Consider the following 23,006-nt stretch of genomic DNA (forward strand, 5'->3'; position numbering starts at 1 on the left):
GCATCCGCTCAGCGGAACGCCGAGTGCGTGGGCGCCAGCCGGACCCAGTCGTCCGCGTGGACGACCACGCCGTCGTAGCCGGCACCGATCTCCTCCTTCAGCTGGGCGGTCTGGCGCCCGAGCATCCGCGGCAGCTGCGACGAGGAATAGGCGGCCAGGCCGCGAGCCAGGACCGTCCCCTGCGCGTCGGCGATCTCCACCACGTCGCCCGCGGTGAAGTCGCCCTCCGCGGCCGTGATGCCGGCCGCGAGGAGGGACCGGCCGCGGTCGATCGCCCCGGCCACCGCGCCGTCGTCGATGGTGAGGCGGCCCCGGACCTGCGCCGTGAGGCCCAGCCAGGCCGCGCGGGCGGTCCGGCGTCGCCCCGCCGCGGAGAACCAGGTGCCGACGTCCTCACCGTCGAGGGCGGCGGAGGCCAGCGCCGCCGAGGTGAGCAGCGTGGGGATGCCGGTCGTGGCGGCGATCCCGGCGGCGTCCACCTTGGTGACCATGCCGCCCGTGCCCACGCCGGCGCTGCCCGGGGTGCGCACGTCCACCCCGCCCAGGTCGGTCTCCGCCGTGACCGTGTCGATCCGCCGGGAGCCCGGCCGCGAGGGGTGCCCGGTGTAGAGCGCGTCGACGTCGGACAGCAGGACCAGCAGGTCGGCCTTCACGAGGTTCGCGGTCAGCGCCGCGAGGCGGTCGTTGTCGCCGAACCGGATCTCGCGCGTGGCCACGGCGTCGTTCTCGTTGACGATCGGCAGCACGTCCAGCGTGAGCAGCCGCGCCAGCGCGCGGTGGGCGTTGATGTACTGGCCGCGGCGCATGAGCTCCTCGGCGGTGAGCAGCACCTGCGCCACGGTGGTGTCGAACCGGGCGAACGACTGCGAGTAGTAGGCCACCAGTCGGTTCTGCCCCACCGCGGCGGCGGCCTGCTGCGTGGCGGTGTCCTTCGGGCGCCGGCTCAGCCCCAGCGCCGGGAAGCCGGCGGCGATGGCGCCGGAGGAGACCAGCACCACCTGCGTGCCGCGCCCGCGCAGCCGGGCCACCAGCTCGACGAGCGCGTCGATCGCGTCCGTGTTCAGGCCCGTGCCCGTGGTCAGGGAGGACGAGCCCACCTTGATCACGACGCGGCGCGCGGCCCCGATGTCCGCGCGGGTGTGGACCGGGTTGGCCTTGGGGTCCTCCGCGCCGCGCGAGGACGGGGTGGCGTGGCGGTGCACGGTGCTCGGGCGGCGGGCCATCAGTCCAGCTCCTCCTCCTCCACGGGGTCGCCGGTCCAGAGCCCGGAGCGGCGCTCGGCCTCCATCTCCGCGCGGGTGGCCGCGCGGGCGGCGCGGCGCTGGTCCTGCTCGGCGCGCTTCTCCGCGCGCGTGGCGCGGGTGCGCTCCTCGAGGCGCAGGTCCGAGCCGCGCGGGCCGGCGAGCAGCTCGGCGCCCGCGGAGAGCGTGGGCTCCCAGTCGAAGACGACGCCCGTGGCGTCGTCGCCGATCACCACGGCGTCGCCGGGGCGGGCGCCCGCCTTGAACAGCGCGTCCTCGACGCCGGCGCGCTGCAGGCGGTCCGCCAGGTAGCCGATGGCCTCGTCGTTCTGGAAGTCCGTCTGCGCGACCCACTTCTCCGGCTTGTCGCCGCGGATCCGGAACAGCGGCTCCAGGTTCCGCTCCTCGCGGCGCACGGTGAAGTCGGCCTGGTCCCCGCGACGACGGCGCCGCGGCACCTCCACGACCGGAGCCTCCTCGGGCTCGGGCTCGCGTGCGCGCGCCTCCTCCACGAGGCCCGCCATGGCGAACTTCAGGGACTCGAGGCCGTCGTGGGCGAGGGCGGAGATGTCGAACACGCGCAGGCCGCGCTCCTCGAGCTGGGCGCGGACCAGGTCCGCCATCTCCCGGCCGTCCGGCAGGTCCGTCTTGTTCAGGGCGACCAGGCGGGGGCGCTCGTTCAGCGGCACGACGCCGGCCCCGCCCTGGGAGAAGACCGGCTCCACGGCATAGGCCTCGAGCTCGGCCTCGATGGCCTCGAAGTCCGAGAGGGGGTCCCGCTCCGGGTCCAGGGTGGCGCAGTCCAGCACGTGCACGAGCGCGGCGCAGCGCTCCACGTGGCGCAGGAACTCGAGGCCCAGGCCCTTGCCCTCGGAGGCCCCGGGGATGAGCCCGGGCACGTCCGCGACGGTGAAGCGCACGTCGCCGGCCTGGACGACCCCCAGGTTCGGGACGAGCGTGGTGAACGGGTAGTCGGCCACCTTCGGGCGGGCCGCCGAGATCGCCGCGATGAGCGAGGACTTGCCCGCCGAGGGGTAGCCCACGAGGGCGATGTCCGCGACGGACTTGACCTCGAGGATGAGCTCGCGCTCCTCACCCGGCAGGCCGAGGAGTGCGAAGCCGGGCGCCTTGCGCTTCACGGAGGACAGCGCCGCGTTGCCGAGTCCGCCCTGGCCGCCGGCCGCGGCCACGAAGGAGGCCCCCTCCCCCACGAGGTCGGCCAGGATGTTGCCGTCCGCGTCCTTGACCACGGTGCCGGCCGGCACGGGCAGCACCACGTCCTCGCCGTGGCGGCCGGCGCGGTGGTCGCCCATGCCGGGCTGGCCGTTGTCCGCGCTGCGATGCGGGGCGTGGTGGTAGTTCAGCAGGGTGGTGGTCTGGTGGTCCACGACCAGGGTGATGTCCCCGCCGTTGCCGCCGTTGCCGCCATCGGGACCGCCGAGGGGCTTGAACTTCTCGCGCTTGACGGACACGCAGCCGTGCCCGCCGTTGCCGGCGGTGAGGTGCAGGACCACGCGGTCCACGAAGGCGGCCATGGGGGACTCCTGACGGACGGGGCGGGGAGGGAGAAGGGTGGGACGACGACGGCGGGGGCGGGTGCTGGAGTGCAGCGACCCGCCCCCGCCGGGGCGTCATGCGGCGCGGGCCGCCTCCTGGACGGGGGCGGCGCCGGCGCTCATGCCGGGAGCGAGCAGGTCACTCGCCGGCGGCGACGATGTCCACGACCTTGCGGCCGCGGCGCTGGCCGAAGGACACGGTGCCCGCCGAGAGGGCGAACAGGGTGTCGTCCTTGCCGCGGCCCACGTTGCGGCCCGGGTGGAACTTGGTGCCGCGCTGGCGGATGAGGATCTCGCCGGCGTTGACGTCCTGGCCGCCGAAGCGCTTGACGCCGAGGTACTGCGGGTTGGAGTCGCGGCCGTTCTTCGAGGAACTGCCGGCCTTCTTGTGTGCCATTGCTGTTGCCTGTCTTTCTGGGAGCTGCGGGGTCTGCCGGTCGCGTCAGCGACTCAGGCGATCCCGGTGATCTTGACCGTGGAGAGCTCCGAGCGGTGGCCCTGGCGCTTCTTGTAGCCGGTCTTGTTCTTGTACTTGACGATGACGATCTTCTTGCCGCGGGAGTGGGAGACGACCTCGGCCGTCACCTTCACGTCGGCGGCGTCGGCGCCGGCCTTGACCTTGTCCCCGTCCACCAGCATCAGAGCGGGGAGCTCGACGGAGCCGCCCTCCTCAGCGGGGACGCGGTCAAGGGTAACGAGGTCACCGACGGAGACCTTCTCCTGGCGGCCGCCAGCGCGGACAATCGCGTACACCACTGTGGACTCACTTCTCTCGACGTTGCATGGTTACGTGTTCCGGTTCCACTCGCCCGCACCTCGACCGCTTCGCGTCCGGGTCCGGCGGGTCCCTCTCGGGGACATGCGGGAGCATGCGGGGTGAACACCGAGTGTCCATCATACTCGGTGCCCCCACCGGGGGCCAAACGCGGGCCCGTCGGCGCGTCGCCCCGCCGGCGCGGGCGGGGCGACGCGCGGGCTCACTCCCCGCGGACGATGTCCGCGGCCTTGACGCCCACCCCGAGCATGACCGGGGCCGCGGTCTCCCCGGCCGGGGCCGCCTGCGCGGCCTGGGCGGTGAAGCGGCCGCCGCCGGCGGCGGCGCCCTCCTGCACCTGCACCGTGGCGCCGTCCGCGGACACCGCCCGGCGCGACCGCCGGCGGGGCGCGGCGGCGGCGGGCCCCTCCCCCGCCACCGGGGCCGGGGCGGGCTCCGGAGCCGCCGTCGGCGTGGCGGCCGGGGTCGCCGGCGAGCGCTGTGCCGCCGCGGCGGCGTCCTCGGCGCGCCGGTCGACGGCCGCCTCCAGGGCATCCATGCCGGAGGGACGCGGGGCACTCACACCGTCGCTGGTGGCCCGTCGGGAGCGTCGGCGACGCGGCACGGCCACCGGCTCGCCGTCGAAGGTGACCACGGCGGCGGGCTCCGGCGAGGCCGGGGCCTCCTCCGCGGCGAGGGCCTCCTCGGCCTCGGCCGCACCCGCCGGCTCCTCCGGGTCCTGCTCGGCCTCGACGGAGGCCTCCGGAGCGGACGCCGGCGCGCCGGAGCCCTGCGGGGACTCGGCGCGCCGGCCGCCCCGCCGACGGGACCGGCGGCGGCCGCCGGAACGACCGTCCTCGTCCGCCTCGGCCTGGGCGGCCGGAGCGTCCGACGCGGAGTCGGCGTCGGCGTCCTCCGTCGCGGTCTCGGCCGGGTCGGGCGCCCCGGCCTCCGCCGGCGCGGGCTCGCCGGCGGCCTCCGCGGGGTGCTCGGCCGGGGCGTCCTGCTCCTCCGCGCTCCGGGCCGCGTCGTCCCCACCGCGCCCGCGGCCGCGACGACGGCCCCGGCGCTTGCGGCGACGGCCGCCGGACTCGGACTCGCCCTGCTCCTCGGCGTCGCCCGCGGGAGACGGGCGCACCTCGTCCGCCGCCTCCTCCGGCGCGTCCTCGGCCCGCGGGGCGGCCTCCTCCGAGGGCTCCTCGTCCGCGGCCTTGCCGGAGGCCTTGGCGATGGACATCAGGGCGGTGCGCGCGGCGGCGGCGCGCTCGGCGCGCAGGCGCTCCTCCTCGGTGAGCTCCGCTGCGGTCGGCTCGGCGGGGCCGCCCTCGCCGGACTCGGTCCCGCGGCGGCGCTTGTTCCGCCGGCGGGCCTCCGGCTCGGCGCGGTGCTCGTGGCCCCACCTGTTCCGCTCCACGGGGGTGTCCTGGATGAGGATGCCGCGGCCCCCGCAGTGCTCGCAGACCTCGGAGAAGACCTCCACGAGGCCGGTGCCCATGCGCTTGCGGGTCATCTGGACCAGGCCGAGCGAGGTCACCTCGGCGACCTGGTGCTTGGTCCGGTCCCGGCCCAGGCACTCGACCAGGCGGCGCAGCACGAGGTCCTGGTTGGACTCCAGCACCATGTCGATGAAGTCGATGACGATGATGCCGCCGATGTCCCGCAGGCGCAGCTGGCGCACGACCTCCTCGGCCGCCTCCAGGTTGTTCTTGGTGACGGTCTCCTCGAGGTTGCCGCCGGAGCCGGTGAACTTCCCGGTGTTCACGTCCACCACGGTCATGGCCTCGGTGCGGTCGATCACCAGGGAGCCGCCCGAGGGCAGGTAGACCTTGCGCTCGAGGGCCTTGTGCAGCTGCTCGTCCACGCGGTGCGTGGCGTAGAGGTCCTCGCCGTCGTGGTCCTCCGGAACCCAGTGGTGCAGGCGGTCCAGCAGGTGCGGCGCCACGTAGGTCACATACGCCTCGATGCTGTCCCAGGTGGCCTCGCCCTGGACGAGCATGGCGGAGAAGTCCTCGTTGAAGACGTCGCGGACCGTCTTGATGGTCAGGTCCGGCTCGGCGTAGAGCAGCTCAGGGGCCAGCGTCTTCGTGGAGGACGCCTTCTCCTGGATGCCCTCCCACTGCACGCGCAGGCGGTTGATGTCGTTCTGCAGCTCCTGCTCCGAGGTGCCCTCGGCTGCGGTGCGCACGATCACGCCGGCGTCCTGCGGCAGGTGGTCCTTGAGGATCTTCTTCAGGCGGGCGCGCTCCACGTCCGGCAGCTTGCGGGAGATGCCCGTCATGGTCCCGCCCGGCACGTACACGAGGTAGCGGCCCGGCAGGGAGATCTGGCTGGTCAGACGGGCGCCCTTGTGGCCGACCGGGTCCTTGGTCACCTGCACCAGGACGGTGTCGCCGGACTTCAGGGCGTTCTCGATCTTCTTGGCCTTGCCGTCCAGCTGGGCGGCGTCCCAGTCCACCTCGCCCGCGTAGAGCACGGCGTTGCGGCCGCGGCCGATGTCCACGAACGCGGCCTCCATGGACGGCAGCACGTTCTGCACCTTGCCAAGGTAGACGTTGCCGATCATCGAGTCCTGCGTGGTGTTGGAGACGAAGTGCTCCGCGAGCACGCCGTCCTCCAGGACCGCGATCTGGATGCGGTGCTCGCGCTGGCGGACCAGCATCTTCCGATCCACCGACTCGCGGCGGGCCAGGAACTCGGCCTCCGTGATGACGGTGCGGCGACGCCCGCCCGAGCGGGACTCGCGGCGCCGCTGGCGCTTGGCCTCGAGGCGGGTGGAGCCCTTGACGCCCTGCACGGCCTCCGGGCCGGTGCTCAGGGCCCGGCGAGGGGCGCGCACGCGGGTGACGGTGTCCTCGGGGTCGCCGTCCTCGCCGCCGGCGAGCTCCATGTCCACGGTGCCGCGGCGGCGACGGCGACGGCGACGCGAGACCGCGGGGCGGTCCTCGTCGTCCTCGTCGTCCGCGTGCGCGTCGTCGGCGGCGCCCTCCGGCACCGGGTCCGCGGCGGGGCGGCGCCGCCGGCGCTCCACCGTCTCCGCCTCGATCAGGGGCAGCAGCCCCTCCGGCACCGCGAAGGGGTTGGTGGGGTCGAACCGGACGTCCGGGGCGGCCGTGGCCTCGGCGGCCTCCCCCGCGGGGGACTCGGCGACCTCCGCCGCGGTCTCCTCCTCCGTCGCCTCCACGGGGGTCGTCGACCCCTCGGCCGTCTCGTGGGTGTCCTGCGTCGTGCTCTCGTCCGCCGCCATGGCAGCACCTCCCGCCGGGCGGCGGTCCACACCGTCCGTCGCGCGGCGACTCAGGCCCGCCGCCGGCCGCGTTGCCCCGTCGACGCGCAGGGCGTCCTCGGGTGCGCCGGGAGACGGGCTCCAGGAAAGTCCGGTGATGGACCACGGGCGCCAGGGGCGTTCCCGCGGAACCGCTGCGACGCACCGATCCGGGCCCTCTCGGATGTCCTCGCCGGGCGGCGCCCCGGCCGTCCCGGATCCCGGGGCGGGCGCGTCCCGGGGTCCCGGGCGGGCGTCACGGCGGCGGCCCGTGGGCGGGCGCGCAGCGGGCAGACCCGCGGTGTGGGCACGGATCGACCGGTCGCCATTCTCTCATACCCGTCCCAAGGCGACCCCACGCAGGCCGCAACGCACCGCGGGCCCGCCCAGGGCCGGTGCCTAGATGTACTGATCGGGGACGTTGGTCAATCGTGAGAACGGCGGCTGGTTCCCGCAGGCGGTGTGGGGCCGGTGCTGGTTGTAGTAGTGCAGCCAGCCATCGAGCTCGCCGCGTCGTTCGGCCTCGGAGGTGTAGCAGCGGGCGTAGGCCCACCCATCGGCCAGGGTCCGATGGAATCTCTCGATCTTGCCGTTGGTCTGCGGCCGATACGGTCGCGTGCGCTTGTGCTTGATGCCGAGCTCGTGACAGGTATCCCGCCACAGGTGCGATCGGTAGGCGCCGCCGTTGTCTGACAGCACCCGCTCGACGGTCACACCTCGCCGGTTGAACCACTCCACGGCCCGCACCAGCACGGCCGAGGCTGTCACGGCGGTTTCGTCGTCGTGGATCTCGGCGTAGGCGACGCGGGAGTGGTCGTCGATGACGGTGTGGACGTAGGCCTTGCCCATCAACGGGTCGGAGTACTTGCTCCTGAGCTTGCCTGGTGTAGCTGCCCGGTTCTTCTCGCCCTGGCGGCGTCCGACGTAGCGCCAGCCTCCCCCATCGGGGATGTTGCCGAGCTTCTTCACGTCGACGTGGAGCATCGCGCCGGGATGGTCGTGCTCGTAACGGCGCACCGGTTCCCCCGTGGCGCGGTCCACATGCGACAGCCGGTTCAGGTGGGCGTCGGTCAGGATCCGGTGGACCGTCGACGGCGCGATCCCCAGCCGACATGCCAACTGCACGGGTCCTTCTCGGAGTCGGAGCCGCAGCTGGATACAGCGGCGAGTGACCGTCGGGCTGGTCTTGTTCGGTGAGTGGTGCGGTCGCGAAGAGCGGTCCTGCATGGACTCGCCCGCTCGGTGGCGGTCCGCCCAGCGCTTCACGGTGGGCCAGGAGACCTGGAAGCGGGCGGCAACCTCGCTGATCGGCCATCCGTCGTCGACGACGAGTTGGGCGACCTTCAAGCGGTGGCGAGGTGTGAGGGCGGCGTTGGCATGGGACATGGCTGCTCCATGCGGCAGCGGGCGGCCCAAGAGGGGCCGCCCGCTGCCGCTGTTGGTCGTTGAAGTGTCAGGTCACAAGGCGGGGATCAGTTCCTCTTGCATCCAGCCAGCAAGGCTCGTTGGAGTCGTGCTGGTTGCTGTGCGCAGTTGTTCCGGGTGGAAGTCGTCGCGCAGTCCAGTGCTCATGCCCAACACGGCGTCGGCCATTGCCGGGGGCATGCCAGCCGTGAGGTATTGCTGGCGCATCAGGTCATCGCTGATCTGCTCTGCCTGGACATGCCGCCCGGTCAGGTCGGTGAGAAGCGCGGCCACGTCGTTCCACGACAGATCCTGCGGGCCATGGACCGCCTGTACCCGATGTCCATGCCACGACGGGTTCAGCAGTGTCAGCGCGGCAACCTCGGCGATGTCGCGCGGCGAGACCCAGCTGAACTGATGGTCCAGAGGCAGGACCGTCCGCAACCGTCCCTGGCGCACATCCTCCATGCTCAGCAGCAGGTTGGTGAAGAAGTAGCCGCAACGCAGGTGCGTCACGTCCGCGTCCAGGCGGTCGAGGGCGACCTCGGTGGCGGCGAGGCCGTCGATCTCACCGACCCCATGCCGCTTCTCCGCACCGACGCTGCTCTGGAACACGACCCGAGCAATGGTATTCGCCTCGACCGCGGCGACGATGGCCTGCGTCGCCCTGGCGTAGTCAGCCAGCGGATCAGCCGATGCGGTGCTCGGGTCGACCCAGTAGATGGCATCTACCCCGCGGGTGGCCTTCACGACCTGCTCGGGGTCAGTGGAGTCAGCTTCCACGACGTCGACGTGTGTGAGGAGATCGATGGGGATCTTGGATGGGGTGCGGGCCAGAAGCAGTGGCCGCACACCGGCACGGATCATCATGCCGGTCAGGTGGGTGCCGACATTTCCTGTCGGGGTGGTCACAGCGATACGCATTGGAGTCTCTTCTCAGGGCCGCTCATGCTCCGACGCTACCGAGAGACGAGGCCTGTTCCTGGCCGCATCTCGACGGATAATCGATGCATGGACAGTCCCTCGGCACGCTCGCTACGCCTGTTGGCGCTGCTGCAAACGGGACGTCGGTGGACCGTGGCTGACCTGAGCCGCCGACTCGAGGTGGCACCTCGGACGGTTCGCCGTGATGTCGCCCGGCTGCGGATGCTGGGCTACGACATTCAGTCCCACCCGGGCCCCGGCGGGGCATACGTTCTTGCCCCGAGCATCAAGATCCCACCGCTTCTCCTGGACGCCGACGAGGTCTGCGCGCTTGTCACGGGGCTCCTCATCCTTGAAGCAGGCTTCGCAGACGACAGCGCAACTACCGTGAGAGCCAAGCTTGAGCGACTTCTACCTCCCAGCCTGCGTCAACGAGCCGTCGCCGCTGCCGCGGCTACCCAGGTCCTCACCGCCACGCACGCGTTCGATTGGCCCGCCCTGGGGATGATCGCGGACACCATCGCGGTTGGACAGCATCTGGGCTTCGCATACACCGACCAACACGGTCACGCGAGCAACCGGATCGTTCAGCCGTACCGCCAGGTCCTGCGCCACGGCATCTGGTACCTCGTCGCCTACGACACGCAGCGTGAGGACTGGCGCCTGTTCCGCAGCGACCGCGTTCACGAACCTGAGCCCCGAACGCCAGCACCGGGATACGAGGCCCACCCCTTCCCTGACGAGTCCATCCACCGCTGGCTCATCACCGACTTCGGACGCGCCGCACAACACGTCAACTAACGTCCTCGGGTAGTACAACTAAGCCAGTTCTCGAGCGTCAACGGCGTCGAGAACTGGTTGCAGCAGCCTGGGCACGCACACCATGGCTGAACCCTAGCCAGGGGCCCTGGTGGGACCGGGCCGCGCCTCATGCGGGCGGGGAATCGGGTCCCGTGGACCCTCACCGCCGCCCGAAGCCAGCCAGCATCACGGCGAGGTCGTCCTCTGCGCCGGCCCGAGCACCCGACGTGCTGCCCAGGGCCTCTGCGGTGAGGCGCCCGATGTGCACAGCGGCCGGCGCTGGTGCGGGTGCACCGGCGGGCAGGGCGAGGTCGTGATGGTGCACGGCGAGCTCCACGGCCCAGGTGGCCAGCATGTCCCCGGCGGTGAGCACATGGCCCTGGAACGCGATCGACTCCTCGATCAGAGTGTCCGCTGCATGTCGCAGTCCTGCACTCACCTGGTTCAGGTGCTCAAGCGCGTTCCTGGGACGGGCATAAGCGGAAGCGGTGCGGCGCGTCATGAGGATCCCGGGCACCGGGTCCTTCTCCGGTTCGTACGTGGTCCAGTAGGACGCGGCGTCGACATCGGGGGTGTCGTCCGTGCGGGCCGCCAGGCCGGCGAGCATCTCCTGCAGCCCCAGGCGCACGTGCACCAGGCAGTCGAGCCGAGACCAGCCGTGGACGTGGCTGACTCCGAGCAGGGTGAGGTCGTCGAGAGAGCTGGCGCCCTCCTCGAAGGCGTCGAGCGCGGCGAGGAACGCCGTTCGGGCCTCGGCCAGGGGGACGCTGTAGGGCTTCATGACTGTCGGTTCCTCCTCCAGGCTCCGGCCTCGGAGGTGTGACGCGACGGTGATCAGCTCGGCGTTCCCGGGCGCTGGGCGGCCGTCAGCGAACGTCACCATGTCCTCCAGCCCTGCTCGCGTGTCTAGTCCGAGCCGTCCAGCCAGCTTGAGGGCGGGCCAGGCAGACCGCTCCTCGCCGTGGAGCAGCAGGGGCATGGCCGGTTCAGCGCGGCGGACGCCCTGGACGAGCACGAGCGCCTCGGACTCCACCTCCTCCGCGGGTATGTCCTGCACCTCGATCAGCACGCGCAGGCACCGCGACCGCAGGGGTGAGGCAAGCCATGCGGTGAGGCCCTCCTGGTGCCAGATGCCGGCTTCGACGCCGATGCCTCGGTCCAGGAGCGTCGCCGCGATCTGGTCGGCACCGGGTTCATGCCAGTTCACGGAGGCGAAGTCCGGCAGCGTCTGCCAACCAACGATCGCCTGCCGTCGGTCCTCCACCGACGGTAGAGCCCAAGCTCCCGTCGTCACCCCCACCGGGACGCCGGCGCATCGCGCCCTCACTTCGCGGACCCAGCGGCCGACGTCGGGGTTCTGGAGGCTGTCCTGTCCGTGAGCGTCCTTCGGGTGGACGTGGACGGCGTCAGCTCCGGCCGCGACGGCCTCGGCACACTCGGCTGCCACGCGGACGGGGTCGGCGCTGAGAGCGGGGTGCTCGGCGATGTCGCGGGCTCCGTTGACGCAGACCTGAAGCATCATGCCCAATACACTACCGACCCTCTCGAGTCCCTCCATCGGTAGCGGCGCATAGCCATGTAGGAGCCGGGAGTGTCGAGTTGCAGCCCAGATTCCACACGACGCGCGGCGAACTCTTCGCATATCGGGCGGGATCCGGTTGGCGTGAAAACTGGGTGTCCAGGTGGGTGCTCCCGGGCGCCCCAAGACTCGCCAGAAACGTACGGGCGGCTGCGGCTCTGGCGGGTTGGTTGTGGCGAGTCATGTGGCGGGCGGACAGGGCCGGAGGTGGCGCGCACGGCGCACGGCGGGACCCCTCGCCACAAACGACCGATTCTGCCGCCCGGCCGTGGGCCAGGAGTCAGGACGGGAGGAAGAACTCAGTCAGAACAGCGGTGAGCTGTTCGGGGTTGTCTTCGGCCATGTGGTGGCCGGAGTCGATGACGGCGCTTTCGGGGCGATGGGCGCACCAGGATTCCCACACTTCCGCCGGGTTCCCGTAGAGGTCCTCCATGTCGTCGTGCTTCGACCATGCGACCAGCGTGGGGCACTGGATCTGATGGCCGCGTGCACGGTCGCGTGCATCGGCGTCTCGGTCGACGTGGAGGCTGGCCCGGTAGTCCGCGATCATGGAGCGCACGGTCTGAGGGTCGCTGATGGCGGCCACCATGTCCTGGTAGTTCTCCTGTCCCATCTTCTGGGCGTCGGGCTGGTACCAGGCCAAGGGGTCCGCGCAGATCACTCGCTCGGCGTGGGGGGAGGCGAAGAAGAACCAGTGCCACCACTTCTCCGCGAAGCGGGCATCAGCGCGCTCGAGGGCCTCCAGGATCGGGACGCAGTCCAATACAGCCATACGGTCCACCCGCTCTGGAAAGTCCAGGGCGGTGCGGTACGCCACGTAGCTGCCCCGGTCGTGGCCGACGACGCTGAAGTGATCGTGGCCGAGGTGCGTCATGAGCAGGGCGATGTCGCCGGCCATGGTGCGGTCGCTGTGGGTGTGAAGGTCGTCGCTGGGCTCTGGGGCGCTGGACTGCCCGTATCCGCGCAGGTCCGGGCAGACCACCCGGAGACCCGCGTCTGCCAGAGCGGGGGCGACCCTATGCCAGGTTGCATGGGTGCGAGGGTGGCCGTGGAGGAGGACGACTGCCGGCCCTTCGCCCCCGGTGGCGACGCGAAGCGTGACGCCCGACGGCAGCGGGATGTGTTCGAGGGCGAAGCCGGGAATCGTCATGACGCTCATCGTCGAGGACCGTTGCCCATGACACAAGGCGGCGATCGAAGTGGTGTCGGTGCCGAGTCTACTGGCGAAGAGGTGAGCGGCCACAAACGACCGTTTACGCCCGTGTCAGGGATCGCCAAAGCCCTGACTTGGCACCTCAACGGGATCGGTTTCGAGGGTGTTGACGCGCTTGACGCTCATTTCCTCTGCGGTAGTTGCCTGTCAGGCGCGCCATGAACTCCTGGGGGTCGCCCGCTTCGACGTCCTCTAAGAAGGAAGCCGCTCTGACGCCCCGCAAGACCGTCGCCTGCTTGCCGCGATGCGTAATGATCACTTCACCAGCTCGTTCGACGTAATCGAACCCCTCAGGTCTTGGCATAACGGCGAGCCTACTGATCAGGCCTCCCCTCGGACCAGCACATTTTTCTGAGGCGTGAGCGGCCGCAGCGCCGCCGTGTAGCTCAAACGAAGGTGAAGCGTCCCGGGTTTCGTGCCGCTCCTATGTGGGTGCCAGCTCTCGGTTGAGGGCGGCGTAGTAGGCAGTCTCGTACTCGGCCGGGGTGGTCATAGCCAGGGACGAGTGGAGCCTTCGATTGTTGTACCACTCGACCCATCCGGCGGTGGCGTACTCCACGTCGGCGATGGTCTTGTACGGGCCGTTGTGGAAGATCGTGGTGGTGATGCACTCGGTCCTGTACAAGCCGATGACGCATTCCATGAGCGCGTTGTCATACGCATCGGCGACGGTCCCGATGGACGCGGCGATGCCCTCGGCGGCCAGGTGCTCGGCGAAGCAAAGGCTCGTGTACTGCGACCCGGCATCGCTGTGCGCGATCAGCTCGCCGGGCTGCACAGGGTGCCCGTGCCGGTCACGGTCCCACAACGCGATCCGCAGCGGGGTCAGAACCAGCGGGGTCGTCTTGGCCGTCGCGGCATGCCAGGCGAGGATTCTCTGCGAGTAGCAGTCCAGCACGAACGCGACGTATACGAAGCCCGCCCACGTGCGCACATAGGTGAAGTCCGCGACCCACTTCGTGTTCGGCGCGGCCGCGGTGAAGTCTCGATTGAGCAGGTCACCGGCACGGCAGCCGTCCTTGGCCGGGACGGTGGTGCGCACTGGCCTGCCTCGACGCACACCGTTCATCCCCGCAACCCGCATGAGCCGGTCCACACGACCGGCGCCGACCTGGTGACCTTCTCGACGCAGCCACGCGGTCATCTTCCGACGCCCGTACAGCCCTTCCGGGGTGCCGACAAGGTCGTGCAGGACGTTGAGCAGGACCGCGTCGGACGTGTCACGAGCCGACGCGCTGCGGCGGCGCCACGCCCGGTAGGTGCGTGCGGCGATCTGACAGCCCTCCTGACGGAGCACCCTGCAGATCGACTCGACCGCATGCCCCTTGGCGCGCATCTGATCGATGAATCCCATGATCATCGGTTGCGGGGGTCGAGCTCCCCCGCGAAGAAAATCGAGGCCTTGCGCAGGATCTCGTTGTCCTCCCGCAATCGCTTGACCTCGCCGCGCAGGCGCTTGAGCTCGGCCAGGTCATCGCTGGTCGGCCCGTCCTTGAGGCCGGCGTCGACGCGGTGCTGACAGACCCAGCGGCGCAAGGTCTCGCGCCCCACGTCGACCTTCGGCGACACCAAAGCCACGGCCTTCGTGACTGACCCGGCTTCCTCGACACGGTCCAGGACCATCCGCACCGCGCGGTCCTTCACCTCGGGATCGAACTTCTTCGGCATGAACAACATCCTCTCGAACTCGAAAGGAAGCGGCATCACACCCTGGACGCTTCAGGTGCGCTGATGACGACACTTGAACCCGGTTGTCAACTCAAGTTGACGCGGCGAGCCTCGCTTGAAAGACGTGTGGCAGCTCATGAGGCGCTCCGGGCTGGGGTTGACTCAGGCGGGTCCGCTCGCGGAACAGACGTCTGGCCGACGATGATCAGGCGATGGGACGCTCCGGCTGGGCGCTGCTAAAGACGGCGGTCGTGCACCGGGCAGATGATCTTTCCCGGCGATGGACGTCGCGCGGGGTGCGCTCACCGGACTGGAGGCTCAGTCGCGGCTAGCTTAAAGTCGGGGTGCCAGCGTCTATGTAGTGTCGCAGGCTGGGTAAGGTGATCAGTCGCCGCTGTCGCTTCCGATGAGGTCGAGCAGGCCCGGGAAGCGCGCATCGAGGTCGCGCCTGCGCAGAGTCACCTCGCTGCGGTTGCCCCGGTCGACCTGGTGCACCAGCCCGGCCTCGCGGAGCACCTTGAAGTGATGACTGCGCGTGGACTTCGACAGGTCCAGGCCGAAGCTCGTGCAGGAGCGCTCGCTGCCGTCCGCATCGTTCACCAGGTCATGAATGACGCGCCGCCGATGAGGGTCGGCCAGCGCCGACAGCACCGCACCGAGCTCGATCTCGTCCGGCTCCACACCGTCGGTCCTGCCAGCCATCGTCGCCCTCCATCTCCGTACAGCATCAAAGGTTCGACTTGCATCGTACCTCATGGTCGTGCCAGTCTAGCTACGTTCGTTCTGTATCGAACCTCTGTCATGTATCGAACCAAAGGAGTGCCCCGTGCCTCGACCTAGACTGCTGCTGGCCGTGATCCTGCTCGCTCAGTTCGTGATCCCGTTGTCCATCTCCGGCACCGCCGTCGCGCTCCCTGCGATCGCCAGCGACCTGGGTTCGGACCCGACGCCGTTGCAGTGGGTAGTCAACGGCTTCAACGTCGCCTTCGCGGTCTGCACGATCGTGTGGGGCGCCTGCTCCGACCGGATCGGCTACACGCGCTCGTTCCGGATCGGCATCGCCATCGCCATAGCCGGGGGCATCGTCAGCATGTTCGCCCCGAACATCGCCGTGCTGGACGCGGGCAGGATCATCGCCGGAATCGGCTCAGCCGCGGTACTCACCAGTGCCGCACCGATCCTCAGCCACCTATTCGAGGGCAAGGCCAGAGCGCAGGCGTTCGCGCTGTTCGGCACAATCAACGGCCTCGGCCTCGCCGCCGGCCCTGCCCTATCGGGTCTGCTCCTGTCCGCCTGGGGATGGCAGGGCATCTTCGCCGCGCACACGATCGTCCTGATTGTCGCGTTCATCGGTGCCGCACGGCTTCCCCAGCTTGGTCGGGGCGGAACCTCGCTGCGGGAGATCCTCGACTTCTCCGCGCTGAAGGCTCCGAAGTTCCTCGCCATGACACTCGTGCCGATCGCCGGGGCAATCGGCTTCGTGACGTTCCTGACCTACCTCCCCAGCGCGCTCGGAGCCATCCACGGGCTCACCGCCGGAGTCACCGGCGCACTGATGCTTGTCATGACTATCCCGGTGCTCATCGCCCCGGTCGCGGTTCACCGTCTCATGGAACGCAGCCACCTCACCCCGACCGCCATCGTCGCCGTCTCGTTCGCGTGCCTCATCGTCGGCGGCATCGGCGTGCTCTTGTTGCTAAGGCCCGATCTGCCGGTCGCACTCGGCGTCACTCCGATGATCCTGCTCGGCCTGGGCTTCGGCCTGCCGCTCGGGTTCGTCGACGCCGAAGCGCTGGCGGCCGTGCCCGCTGAACGAGCCGGAGCCGCCTCGGGCGTCATCAACCTCTTCCGCATCGGCTCTGAGGCAGTGTTCGTCGCCGCCTACGGCGCGCTCCTCGCCGCCGTCATCACCACAACCCTCCCCGGCACCACCGGTGAACTGATCGCTTCCGGCAGCCCGGGCGAACCGTGGATATACCACAGCGGCCTCATGGCCGCCGCCGGAACCATGATCGGGCTCGTCGCCATCGCCGGTGTCACGTTCCTCGCTCTCACCCGCGCCGCCAACCGCAGTGCCGTCACCGCCAGGCAGGTCGAAGTAGCGCGCTGAGACGAAGAGGGGACTGTAAGAACAACGGTGTGTGAGGGTCCGGCCTGATCCGAAAGGAGACGGCCGTGTCAGAGTCCACGACCGAGATGACAGGCCCGATGATCGATCCCGTGACCGGAGAGATCATCGATCAAAAGGACCTCGCCGAGCAGCTGCTCGCCCAGGCCAAGGAGCAAGGCGTGCGCCTGGTCGGGCCCGGCGGCCTGCTGAACCAGCTCACGAAGAACGTCCTCGAGACCGCCCTGGAAGCCGAGCTGACCGAGCACCTCGGGCACGACCACGGGCAGACCCCGATCGCGGCCAACATGCGCAACGGCACGAGGTCGAAGACCGTGCTGACCGAGATCGGCCCGGTCGAGATCGAGGTGCCCCGGGACCGGGACGGGTCCTTCGAGCCGGTGATTGTGCCCAAACGGAAGCGGCGCCTGGACGGGACCGACCAGATCGTGCTCTCTCTGTCAGCCCGCGGGCTGACCACCGGAGAGATCGCGGTGCACTTCGAGGAGGTCTACGGTGCGAAGGTCTCCAAGGACACCATCAGCCGGATCACCGAGAAGGTCGCCGGCGAACTGGCCGAGTGGTCCTCCCGTCCGCTGGACCCGCTCTAACCGGTGCTCTTCGTCGACGCGATTGTCGTGAAGGTCCGCGACGGGCAGGTGCGCAACACGCCGTTCTACGTCGTCATGGGCGTCACCGTGCACGGGGAACGCGACATCCTCGGGATCTGGGCCGGCGACGGCGCCGAAGGCGCCCGGTTCTGGCTGCAGGTCTTCTCCGAGCTGAAGATGAATCGCCCCGGGTTTGTTAGAGGCTCGTAAGTGCCGTCCCGGCGGGCGCGGGCGCGGGGTTCTCATGATGGTAGACGTCCTCGAACTCGACCGGAGGGACCAGCCTGATCTCGCCGTGCACACGACGATGGTTGAACCAGTCGACGTACTCCGCGACCGCGATCGCCAGGTCCTCGATGGACGTGAACGGGCCCTTGTTCCGGATCAGCTCGGCCTTGAACAGCGAGTTGAACGCCTCCGCGAGGACACTTATCGTAAGAATCCCCCGCCGAGCCGACCGAGGCGACTGCGCCGGCCTCGGCCAGCCGCTGGGTGTTCGCACGGCGACGTACTGGACTCCTTTATCGCTGTGATGCCGTAGCCCGGCCACGTCTTGGCCTGCACGCTGACGCGTCCAGAACGCCATCTCCAACGCGTCCAGGGCCAGGTCCGTGCGCAGCGACTTCGACAGCTGCCAGCCCAGCACCCGTCGGGAGAACACGTCGATGATGAACGCGGCGTACACCCATCCGCTGAAAGTGCGGCAGTAGGTGATGTCAGCGACCCACAGCTGGTTCGGAGCCGCCGCGGTGAAGTCTCGCTGGACCAGGTCTTGACGCTCATCCGGGCCGCGGCCTGGGACCGTGGTCCTCGGTCCCTTCGCGCGGCTGATCCCGCCCAGGCCTGCGGCTCGCATGAGCCGCTCCACCGTGCACCTGGCCACCTGCAGGCCCTCCCTCCGCAGTTGCGCGTGGACCTTCCGGGCCCCGTAGAGCCCGTAGTTGGCCTCATGCACCCGCCGGATTTCCACGAGCACCTGCACATCGCGCAGGCTGCGCACTGAAGGAGGGCGCGTCTTGGCCGCGTAGTACGTGCTCGGTGCGATCTGTGTGCCTGCCGCGGACAGCGTGGCGCAGATCGGCTCGACACCGAACTCGTGCTTGTGTTCGTCGATGTAGTCCACGATCAGCGCTGTGGGCGTCTCGAGCATCCGCCGCGAAGAAAGCCGACGCCGAGCGCAGGATCGCGTTCGCCCGCCGTAGTTCACGGTTCTCCTTCTCCAGCTCGGCCACCCGGGCGGCTTCGCTGGTCGTGATTCCGGGGCGGTGGCCGTGGTCGATCTCGGCTTGGCGGACCCAGTTGCGCAGCGTCTCGGGATTGATCCCGAGCTGTTCTCCTACGCGGCGGAATGCTCCGGTCCTCGTGGCGGGGTCTTGACGGGCTTCCAGTGTCATCCGCGTGGCGCGTTCGCGGAGCTCGTCGGGGTACTTCCGTGGTGCGGGCATGCTCTGCATCCTTCCGTTGGATCAGAGCCTCCACCAGACCCGGAGCGATTCAGTCGCAGGTGTCGCGCCACAGGTGTGACCGGTATGCCCCGCCATTGTCAGACAGCACCCGTTCGATGGTGACGCCGCGGTTTGCGAACCACTCGACCGCCCGGTGCAGGACGGCGACGGCGGTGATGGCAGTCTCGTCGTCGTGGACCTCGGTGTACGCGACGCGGGAGTGGTCGTCGATGACGGTGTGCACAAACGCGTACCCAAGCTTTGGGTTGTGCCACTTGTTCTTCGGCTTCCCGGGCGTGGCGGCGCGGTTGCGTTCGCCTTGGAGTCGGCCGACATAGCGCCAGCCGCCGCCGTCGGGGATATTCCCGAGCTTCTTCACGTCCACGTGCACCAGCGAGCCGGGATGGGGGTGTTCGTACCGGCGGATCGGCTCGCCGGTGGCACGGTCGACGTAGGACAGCCGGTTGAGGCGTGCCGTCGTGAGGATTCGGTGCACCGTCGATGGTGCGATGCCGAGTCGAGCGGCGAGCTGAACTGGGCCTTCGCGCAACCGCATTCGCAGGCTGACGCACCGCTTGGTCACCGTCTTCGGGGTCTTGTTCGGCGACACCCTCGGGCGCGAAGACCGGTCTTCCATGGACTCACCGGCGAGGTAGCGGTCGACCCACCGCTTCACCGTCGGCCAGGACACCTGGAAGCGGGCAGCAATCTCGCTGATCGGCCACCCGTCCTCGACGACGAGGCGAGCGACCTTCAGGCGGTGGCGGGGTGTCAGGGCGGCGTTCTTGTGGCTCATGGGGGCTTTCGGAACGGGATGAAGGGGGACAGCGCAGTGGCTGTCCCCCTTCATCGGCGAGGAGGAACCTAGGAGGCGAGAGCGGCGGTGGCGATCGCCTTGCCCAGATCCTCGGGGCGGCTCCACATCGGCCAGTGACCAGTAGGCAGGTCGATGAACTGGACGTCGATCAGGTCGTTGACGGCGGCGAACATAGGGTGTCGTGCCTGGGCCAGCTCAAGGACCTGGCTGGACGGCAGGGAGCAGCAGATCAGAGTGGTCGGCACGCCGTAGCGCCGATCATTGTTCAAAGAGACCGAGGCGCGGGCGACACCTGCAGGCTCGGGAACAGCGCGGGCGCGGAAGGTCTTGAGCTGGCCGTCGCTAAGCCCTTCGAGGCTGGCCTGCTGACCGAGCGTGTCAAAGTCAGGCAGCGGGAGCTCCTCGATGTCTTGCGGGAGCTCCGGCGCGAAGGCTGCTCCGTCCGTCATGGGCCCGGAATCGACCCAGATGACCCGGCGGAGCAGCTGCGGGATCCTGTCCGTGACAGTGCTTACCGCGGCGTTGGCGCCGCTGTGGCCCACGAGAACGACGTCGCCGCCGGCCTGTTCGACAAGGGCCTGGAGGGCATTGACCTGCTCCTGCAGAGTGGCGTTCTTCCGGTTGAGATCTTGCTCGTCGAGGCCCGGCGGGGTGACGGCCTCGACGTCGAGCCCGTGCTCCTTCAGGGCGGGCACTACGTCATCCCAGGCCCAGGCGCCCAGCCAGTAGCCGGGAACGAGGATGACGTGCGGTTGGTCCGTTGCGTTCGATGTCATGTGCTCGATGCTGGCAGGGCTCCTGGACAACGGAGTGGCACTATTTGTGACATGAATGTGGCGATGGTTCCCTGATGAAGCGTTCGGAACGCCTCCACGCACTGTCGGAGGCGCTCAGGCGCGGCGGGAAGCGTGGGAGGAGCGCGGAGGGACTGGCCCGTGAGTTCGGGGTGTCTGTCCGGACGATTAAAAGAGACCTGGCGGCACTCGAAGCATCCGGAGCGCCGCTGTGGTCCCGCCCTGGCCCAGGCGGAGGGTACGGGATCGTAGAAGGTGGTTCCCTGCCGCCGGTCGCATTGTCACCGGCTCAGGCCTTGGCACTGCTGGCAGCGGTCAAGGCCGCACCCGATGCGCCGTACTCCGATCTCGCTACAGCCGCCGTCCGCAAGATCGTGGATGTCCTCGACCCGCGCACTCGGGAGAAAGTAAGCGAGCTCGCGCAGCGAGTCTGGGTCGACTCGCCCCCCAGCACCTCTCGATCCGTCCGCTCGACCTGCGAACAGGCCATGACAGATCAACGAGTGCTGCGCATCGACTTCGTCTCCGCCGCTGGCGAGCACACCCGTCGCGACGTCGAGCCCATTCTGTTCGCCGGCACCCGTGGTAGCTGGTACCTCATCGGGTGGTGTCGACTGCGCGGTGCTGTGCGGTGGTTCTCTCTCGACCGCATTCGCAAAGCTACGCTCACGCGCCATCCATGCTCGGGCCACACCGTCGACGAGATCGGCACACCACCGGACACCGCCGCCAGCGTCGCCTTGGACTGAACTCGATCGGGTCAATCAACGTCTCAGGGCAGTACACCTAGATGTGATGTCCAGGGAGGTTGTTGAGCCTGCTGGCAGGTGCGGCTCCGATCGCGGAGTGGACTCGGTGATGATTGTAGAAGTGCACCCACCCAGGCAACGCGGCCCTGCGTTCGGTCTCTGAGCCGTAGAACTTGGCGTAGGCCCACCCGTCAGCGAGCGTGCGATGGAACCGCTCGATCTTCCCGTTCGTCTGCGGTCGGTAGGGCCGAGTCCGCTTGGGCTTGATCCCGAGCTCGGTGCAAGCATCCCGCCAGGCATGCGAGCGGTAGGCCGAACCGTTGTCCGAGAGCACCCGCTCCACCTCCACGCCCAGCTGCGCGAAGTGAGCGACCGCGCGGCGCAGCACCGCGATGGCGGTCTGGCTGCGTTCGTCGGAGTGCATCTCGACATACGCGAAGCGGGAGTGGTCATCGATCACGGTGTGCAGGAAGCCCACCCCGAGCCGGGGCTGGTATCGGGCATCACGGGTTCCTTCTCGGTCCGAAGTCGCCGCGCGGTGCTTCATGCCCTGCTGACGCCCGACGAATCGGTGCCCGCCCCCGTCGGGGATGCGTCCGAACTTCGTGACGTCGACGTGGATCAGCGAGCCGGGGTGGGGGTGCTCATAGCGGCGGATCGGCTCGGCGGTGACCCGGTCCAGACGGGCGAGGCGGTTGATCCGGCAGCGCACGAGCACGGCATGGACGGTGGATGCCGGCATCCCGAGTTCTGAGGCGATCTGCACGGGCCCCAGGCGCCGGCGCCTTCTGGCGGCCACGATCTGTTTCACCACTGCAGGCGATGTTCTGGTCGGCATCGTGGCCGGCCGGCTGGACCGGTCGACCATGCCTGCAGGTCCCTCGGCCCGGAAGCGGGTGGCCCATTTGCGTGCGGTGGGTGGGGAGACCATGAACATCTTGGCCGCGGTGGCGACCGCCCAGTGCTCATCGACGATGAGCTTGGCCAGGCGTAGACGGGCGCGAGGGGTCAGGGCGGCGTTAGCGTGGGACATGAAGGCCTTCTGTTCGCGTGAGCGGTTTCTTGACAACTCCACTCTCGCAACAGGAGGCCTTCGCCTGTCAGCTGCTCACGCAACAACGTCCCTGGACATCACACCTAGGGCATGTCTGACAATCGTTTTGACCATGCGAGCACAGCATTCAGGACCACAGCGGCCCTGTAGATGATCGCGTACTTGTCATACCGGGTCGCCAGACCCCGCCACTGCTTCAGGTGAGCGTACTGACGCTCGATGACGTTGCGGCCCTTGTAGGCGTCCGCGTCGAGGCTGACGGGGCGCCCGCCGCGGGCACCGCGCCGTCTGCGGTGGCCCTGCTGGTCGGCCGGTTCGGGGATGACCGCCTTGATCCGGCGGGCGCGTAGGTGGGTGCGGATCGCCCGGGAGGAGTACGCCTTATCGCCCAGCACGGCCTCGGGGCGGGTCCGGGGCCGCCCTACTGGCCGGGTCACGCGCAGCTGCTCCAGAAGAGGAAGCAGCATCGGGGAGTCCCCTGCCTGGCCGGGGGTGATCAGGCTGACCAGCGGCAGCCCGGTCCCATCGACGAGCTGATGGATCTTCGTGCTCAGCCCGCCACGGGAGCGCCCGATGCCGTGATCGGCCGGCTCCTCACGCGGATTCTTGTAGTTCGATCCATCCCCCTGTGTGGCGGGTGATGTTCGTCGCGTGCTGGTGGGCGCGGGCGATCGTGGAGTCCACCGAGACCGACCAATCGATCAGGCCTTCGGCGTCAGCGGCGGCGGTCAGCGTGGCCAGCACCGTGTCCCAGGTGCCTTTTTCGGCCAAGCGCCGATGCCAGGTCCACACGGTCTGCCAGGGCCCGTAGACCTCGGGCAGATCCCTCCAAGCGATTCCGCACCGGTACCGGTAGATGATCGCCTCCACCATGGCGCGGGCGTCGGCGAACGGCCTGCCGGCGCGGCCGGTCCGGGTCGGGAGCATCGGGGCGATCAACTCCCATTGGGTGTCAGAGAGCATCTGGAACCGGGACATGTCCCCAGGGTCTCAGCTGACTCGTGCATCTATTCTCAGACACGCCCTA

General features: G+C 69.4%; 18 protein-coding genes, 3 pseudogenes and 1 other annotated feature. Of the genes and pseudogenes, 4 read left to right on the top strand and 17 right to left on the bottom strand.

Annotation, left to right across the window (positions count from 1 at the left end; all coding sequences use genetic code 11):
* Positions 1-8: 8 nt before the first annotated feature.
* The 7 genes from proB to KW076_RS09150 form a co-directional block, all read right to left on the bottom strand.
* Positions 9-1,223, bottom strand: a complete 1,215-nt coding sequence (gene proB, locus KW076_RS09120; RefSeq protein WP_224355048.1) for a glutamate 5-kinase — start codon at positions 1,221-1,223, stop codon at positions 9-11.
* Positions 1,223-2,776, bottom strand: coding sequence for a GTPase ObgE (gene obgE, locus KW076_RS09125; RefSeq protein ID WP_224355049.1), 1,554 nt, complete (start codon positions 2,774-2,776; stop codon positions 1,223-1,225). Before obgE ends, proB begins: the two co-directional genes overlap by 1 nt.
* Positions 2,777-2,936: 160 nt before the next feature.
* A complete protein-coding gene (rpmA, locus tag KW076_RS09130; RefSeq protein WP_224355050.1) occupies positions 2,937-3,194 on the bottom strand; it encodes a 50S ribosomal protein L27 in 258 nt (85 codons plus the stop codon).
* Positions 3,195-3,247: 53 nt separating this feature from the next.
* Positions 3,248-3,553 carry a 50S ribosomal protein L21 gene (gene rplU / locus KW076_RS09135; RefSeq protein ID WP_224355051.1) on the bottom strand — a complete coding sequence of 102 codons (306 nt, stop codon included), beginning with the start codon at positions 3,551-3,553 and terminating at the stop codon, positions 3,248-3,250.
* A gap of 221 nt (positions 3,554-3,774) precedes the next feature.
* Positions 3,775-6,795, bottom strand: a complete 3,021-nt coding sequence (locus tag KW076_RS09140; RefSeq protein ID WP_224355052.1) for an Rne/Rng family ribonuclease — start codon at positions 6,793-6,795, stop codon at positions 3,775-3,777.
* A 417-nt stretch (positions 6,796-7,212) separates the two neighbouring features.
* Positions 7,213-8,199: an IS481 family transposase gene (locus tag KW076_RS09145; protein WP_224355053.1), complete on the bottom strand. Its 987-nt coding sequence runs from the start codon at positions 8,197-8,199 to the stop codon at positions 7,213-7,215.
* Positions 8,200-8,271: 72 nt separating this feature from the next.
* A complete protein-coding gene (locus KW076_RS09150; RefSeq protein ID WP_224355054.1) occupies positions 8,272-9,141 on the bottom strand; it encodes an NmrA family NAD(P)-binding protein in 870 nt (289 codons plus the stop codon).
* Positions 9,142-9,228: 87 nt separating this feature from the next.
* Between KW076_RS09150 and KW076_RS09155 the strand changes: the two genes are divergently transcribed.
* On the top strand, positions 9,229-9,942 hold the full coding sequence (locus tag KW076_RS09155) for a helix-turn-helix transcriptional regulator (protein ID WP_224355055.1): 714 nt from the start codon (positions 9,229-9,231) through the stop codon (positions 9,940-9,942).
* A gap of 160 nt (positions 9,943-10,102) precedes the next feature.
* Here the strand turns inward: KW076_RS09155 and KW076_RS09160 are convergent, their stop codons facing one another.
* The 4 genes from KW076_RS09160 to KW076_RS09175 form a co-directional block, all read right to left on the bottom strand.
* The gene (locus tag KW076_RS09160) at positions 10,103-11,464 is read right to left on the bottom strand and encodes a 3-keto-5-aminohexanoate cleavage protein (RefSeq protein ID WP_224355056.1); all 1,362 of its coding nucleotides are present in this window, start codon (positions 11,462-11,464) and stop codon (positions 10,103-10,105) included.
* Between the two features lie 337 nt (positions 11,465-11,801).
* Positions 11,802-12,680 carry an alpha/beta fold hydrolase gene (locus tag KW076_RS09165; protein WP_224355057.1) on the bottom strand — a complete coding sequence of 293 codons (879 nt, stop codon included), beginning with the start codon at positions 12,678-12,680 and terminating at the stop codon, positions 11,802-11,804.
* Positions 12,681-13,158: 478 nt separating this feature from the next.
* A protein-coding gene (locus KW076_RS09170; protein WP_224355058.1) for an IS3 family transposase occupies positions 13,159-14,402 on the bottom strand; the annotation gives its coding sequence in 2 pieces (ribosomal slippage) (positions 13,159-14,129 and positions 14,129-14,402; 1,245 coding nt in all).
* Positions 13,999-14,133 (bottom strand) — a sequence feature (AL1L pseudoknot). It overlaps the preceding gene by 135 nt.
* Before the next feature lie 384 nt (positions 14,403-14,786).
* Positions 14,787-15,104 carry an ArsR/SmtB family transcription factor gene (locus KW076_RS09175; protein WP_103384811.1) on the bottom strand — a complete coding sequence of 106 codons (318 nt, stop codon included), beginning with the start codon at positions 15,102-15,104 and terminating at the stop codon, positions 14,787-14,789.
* Between the two features lie 151 nt (positions 15,105-15,255).
* Here KW076_RS09175 and KW076_RS09180 point away from each other — a divergent pair, with 151 nt between their 5' ends.
* Together KW076_RS09180 and KW076_RS09185 are read left to right on the top strand one after the other, a co-directional pair.
* Positions 15,256-16,512, top strand: a complete 1,257-nt coding sequence (locus KW076_RS09180) for an MFS transporter (RefSeq protein WP_224355059.1) — start codon at positions 15,256-15,258, stop codon at positions 16,510-16,512.
* A gap of 98 nt (positions 16,513-16,610) precedes the next feature.
* A pseudogene (locus KW076_RS09185) lies at positions 16,611-17,297 on the top strand (IS256 family transposase); the annotation flags it as partial.
* A 19-nt stretch (positions 17,298-17,316) separates the two neighbouring features.
* On the opposite strand, the gene KW076_RS09190 reads toward KW076_RS09185, so the two are convergent.
* The 4 genes and pseudogenes from KW076_RS09190 to KW076_RS09205 form a co-directional block, all read right to left on the bottom strand.
* Positions 17,317-18,270, bottom strand: a complete 954-nt coding sequence (locus tag KW076_RS09190; protein ID WP_224355060.1) for an IS3 family transposase — start codon at positions 18,268-18,270, stop codon at positions 17,317-17,319.
* 94 nt (positions 18,271-18,364) lie between these two features.
* Positions 18,365-18,574 (bottom strand): annotated as a pseudogene (locus KW076_RS12540) (transposase); the annotation flags it as partial.
* 46 nt (positions 18,575-18,620) lie between these two features.
* Positions 18,621-19,361, bottom strand: a pseudogene (locus tag KW076_RS09200) (helix-turn-helix domain-containing protein); the annotation flags it as partial.
* A 68-nt stretch (positions 19,362-19,429) separates the two neighbouring features.
* A complete protein-coding gene (locus KW076_RS09205; protein WP_206397126.1) occupies positions 19,430-20,158 on the bottom strand; it encodes an alpha/beta fold hydrolase in 729 nt (242 codons plus the stop codon).
* A gap of 74 nt (positions 20,159-20,232) precedes the next feature.
* Here KW076_RS09205 and KW076_RS09210 point away from each other — a divergent pair, with 74 nt between their 5' ends.
* Positions 20,233-20,925 (top strand): helix-turn-helix transcriptional regulator, encoded by a 693-nt coding sequence (locus KW076_RS09210; protein WP_224355061.1) that lies wholly within the window; start codon positions 20,233-20,235, stop codon positions 20,923-20,925.
* Between the two features lie 37 nt (positions 20,926-20,962).
* On the opposite strand, the gene KW076_RS09215 is transcribed toward KW076_RS09210, so the two are convergent.
* Complete coding sequence (locus KW076_RS09215; RefSeq protein ID WP_224355062.1) at positions 20,963-21,958, bottom strand: IS481 family transposase; 996 nt, start codon at positions 21,956-21,958, stop codon at positions 20,963-20,965.
* A gap of 104 nt (positions 21,959-22,062) precedes the next feature.
* Positions 22,063-22,957, bottom strand: a protein-coding gene (locus KW076_RS09220; RefSeq protein ID WP_224355034.1) for an IS5 family transposase whose coding sequence is annotated in 2 segments (ribosomal slippage) — positions 22,063-22,599 and positions 22,601-22,957 — 894 coding nt in all. Because the reading frame shifts where the segments join, the coding sequence is not laid out codon by codon here.
* Positions 22,958-23,006 lie beyond the last annotated feature (49 nt).

Source organism: Micrococcus porci (genome assembly GCF_020097155.1).
GTDB lineage: Bacteria > Actinomycetota > Actinomycetes > Actinomycetales > Micrococcaceae > Micrococcus > Micrococcus porci.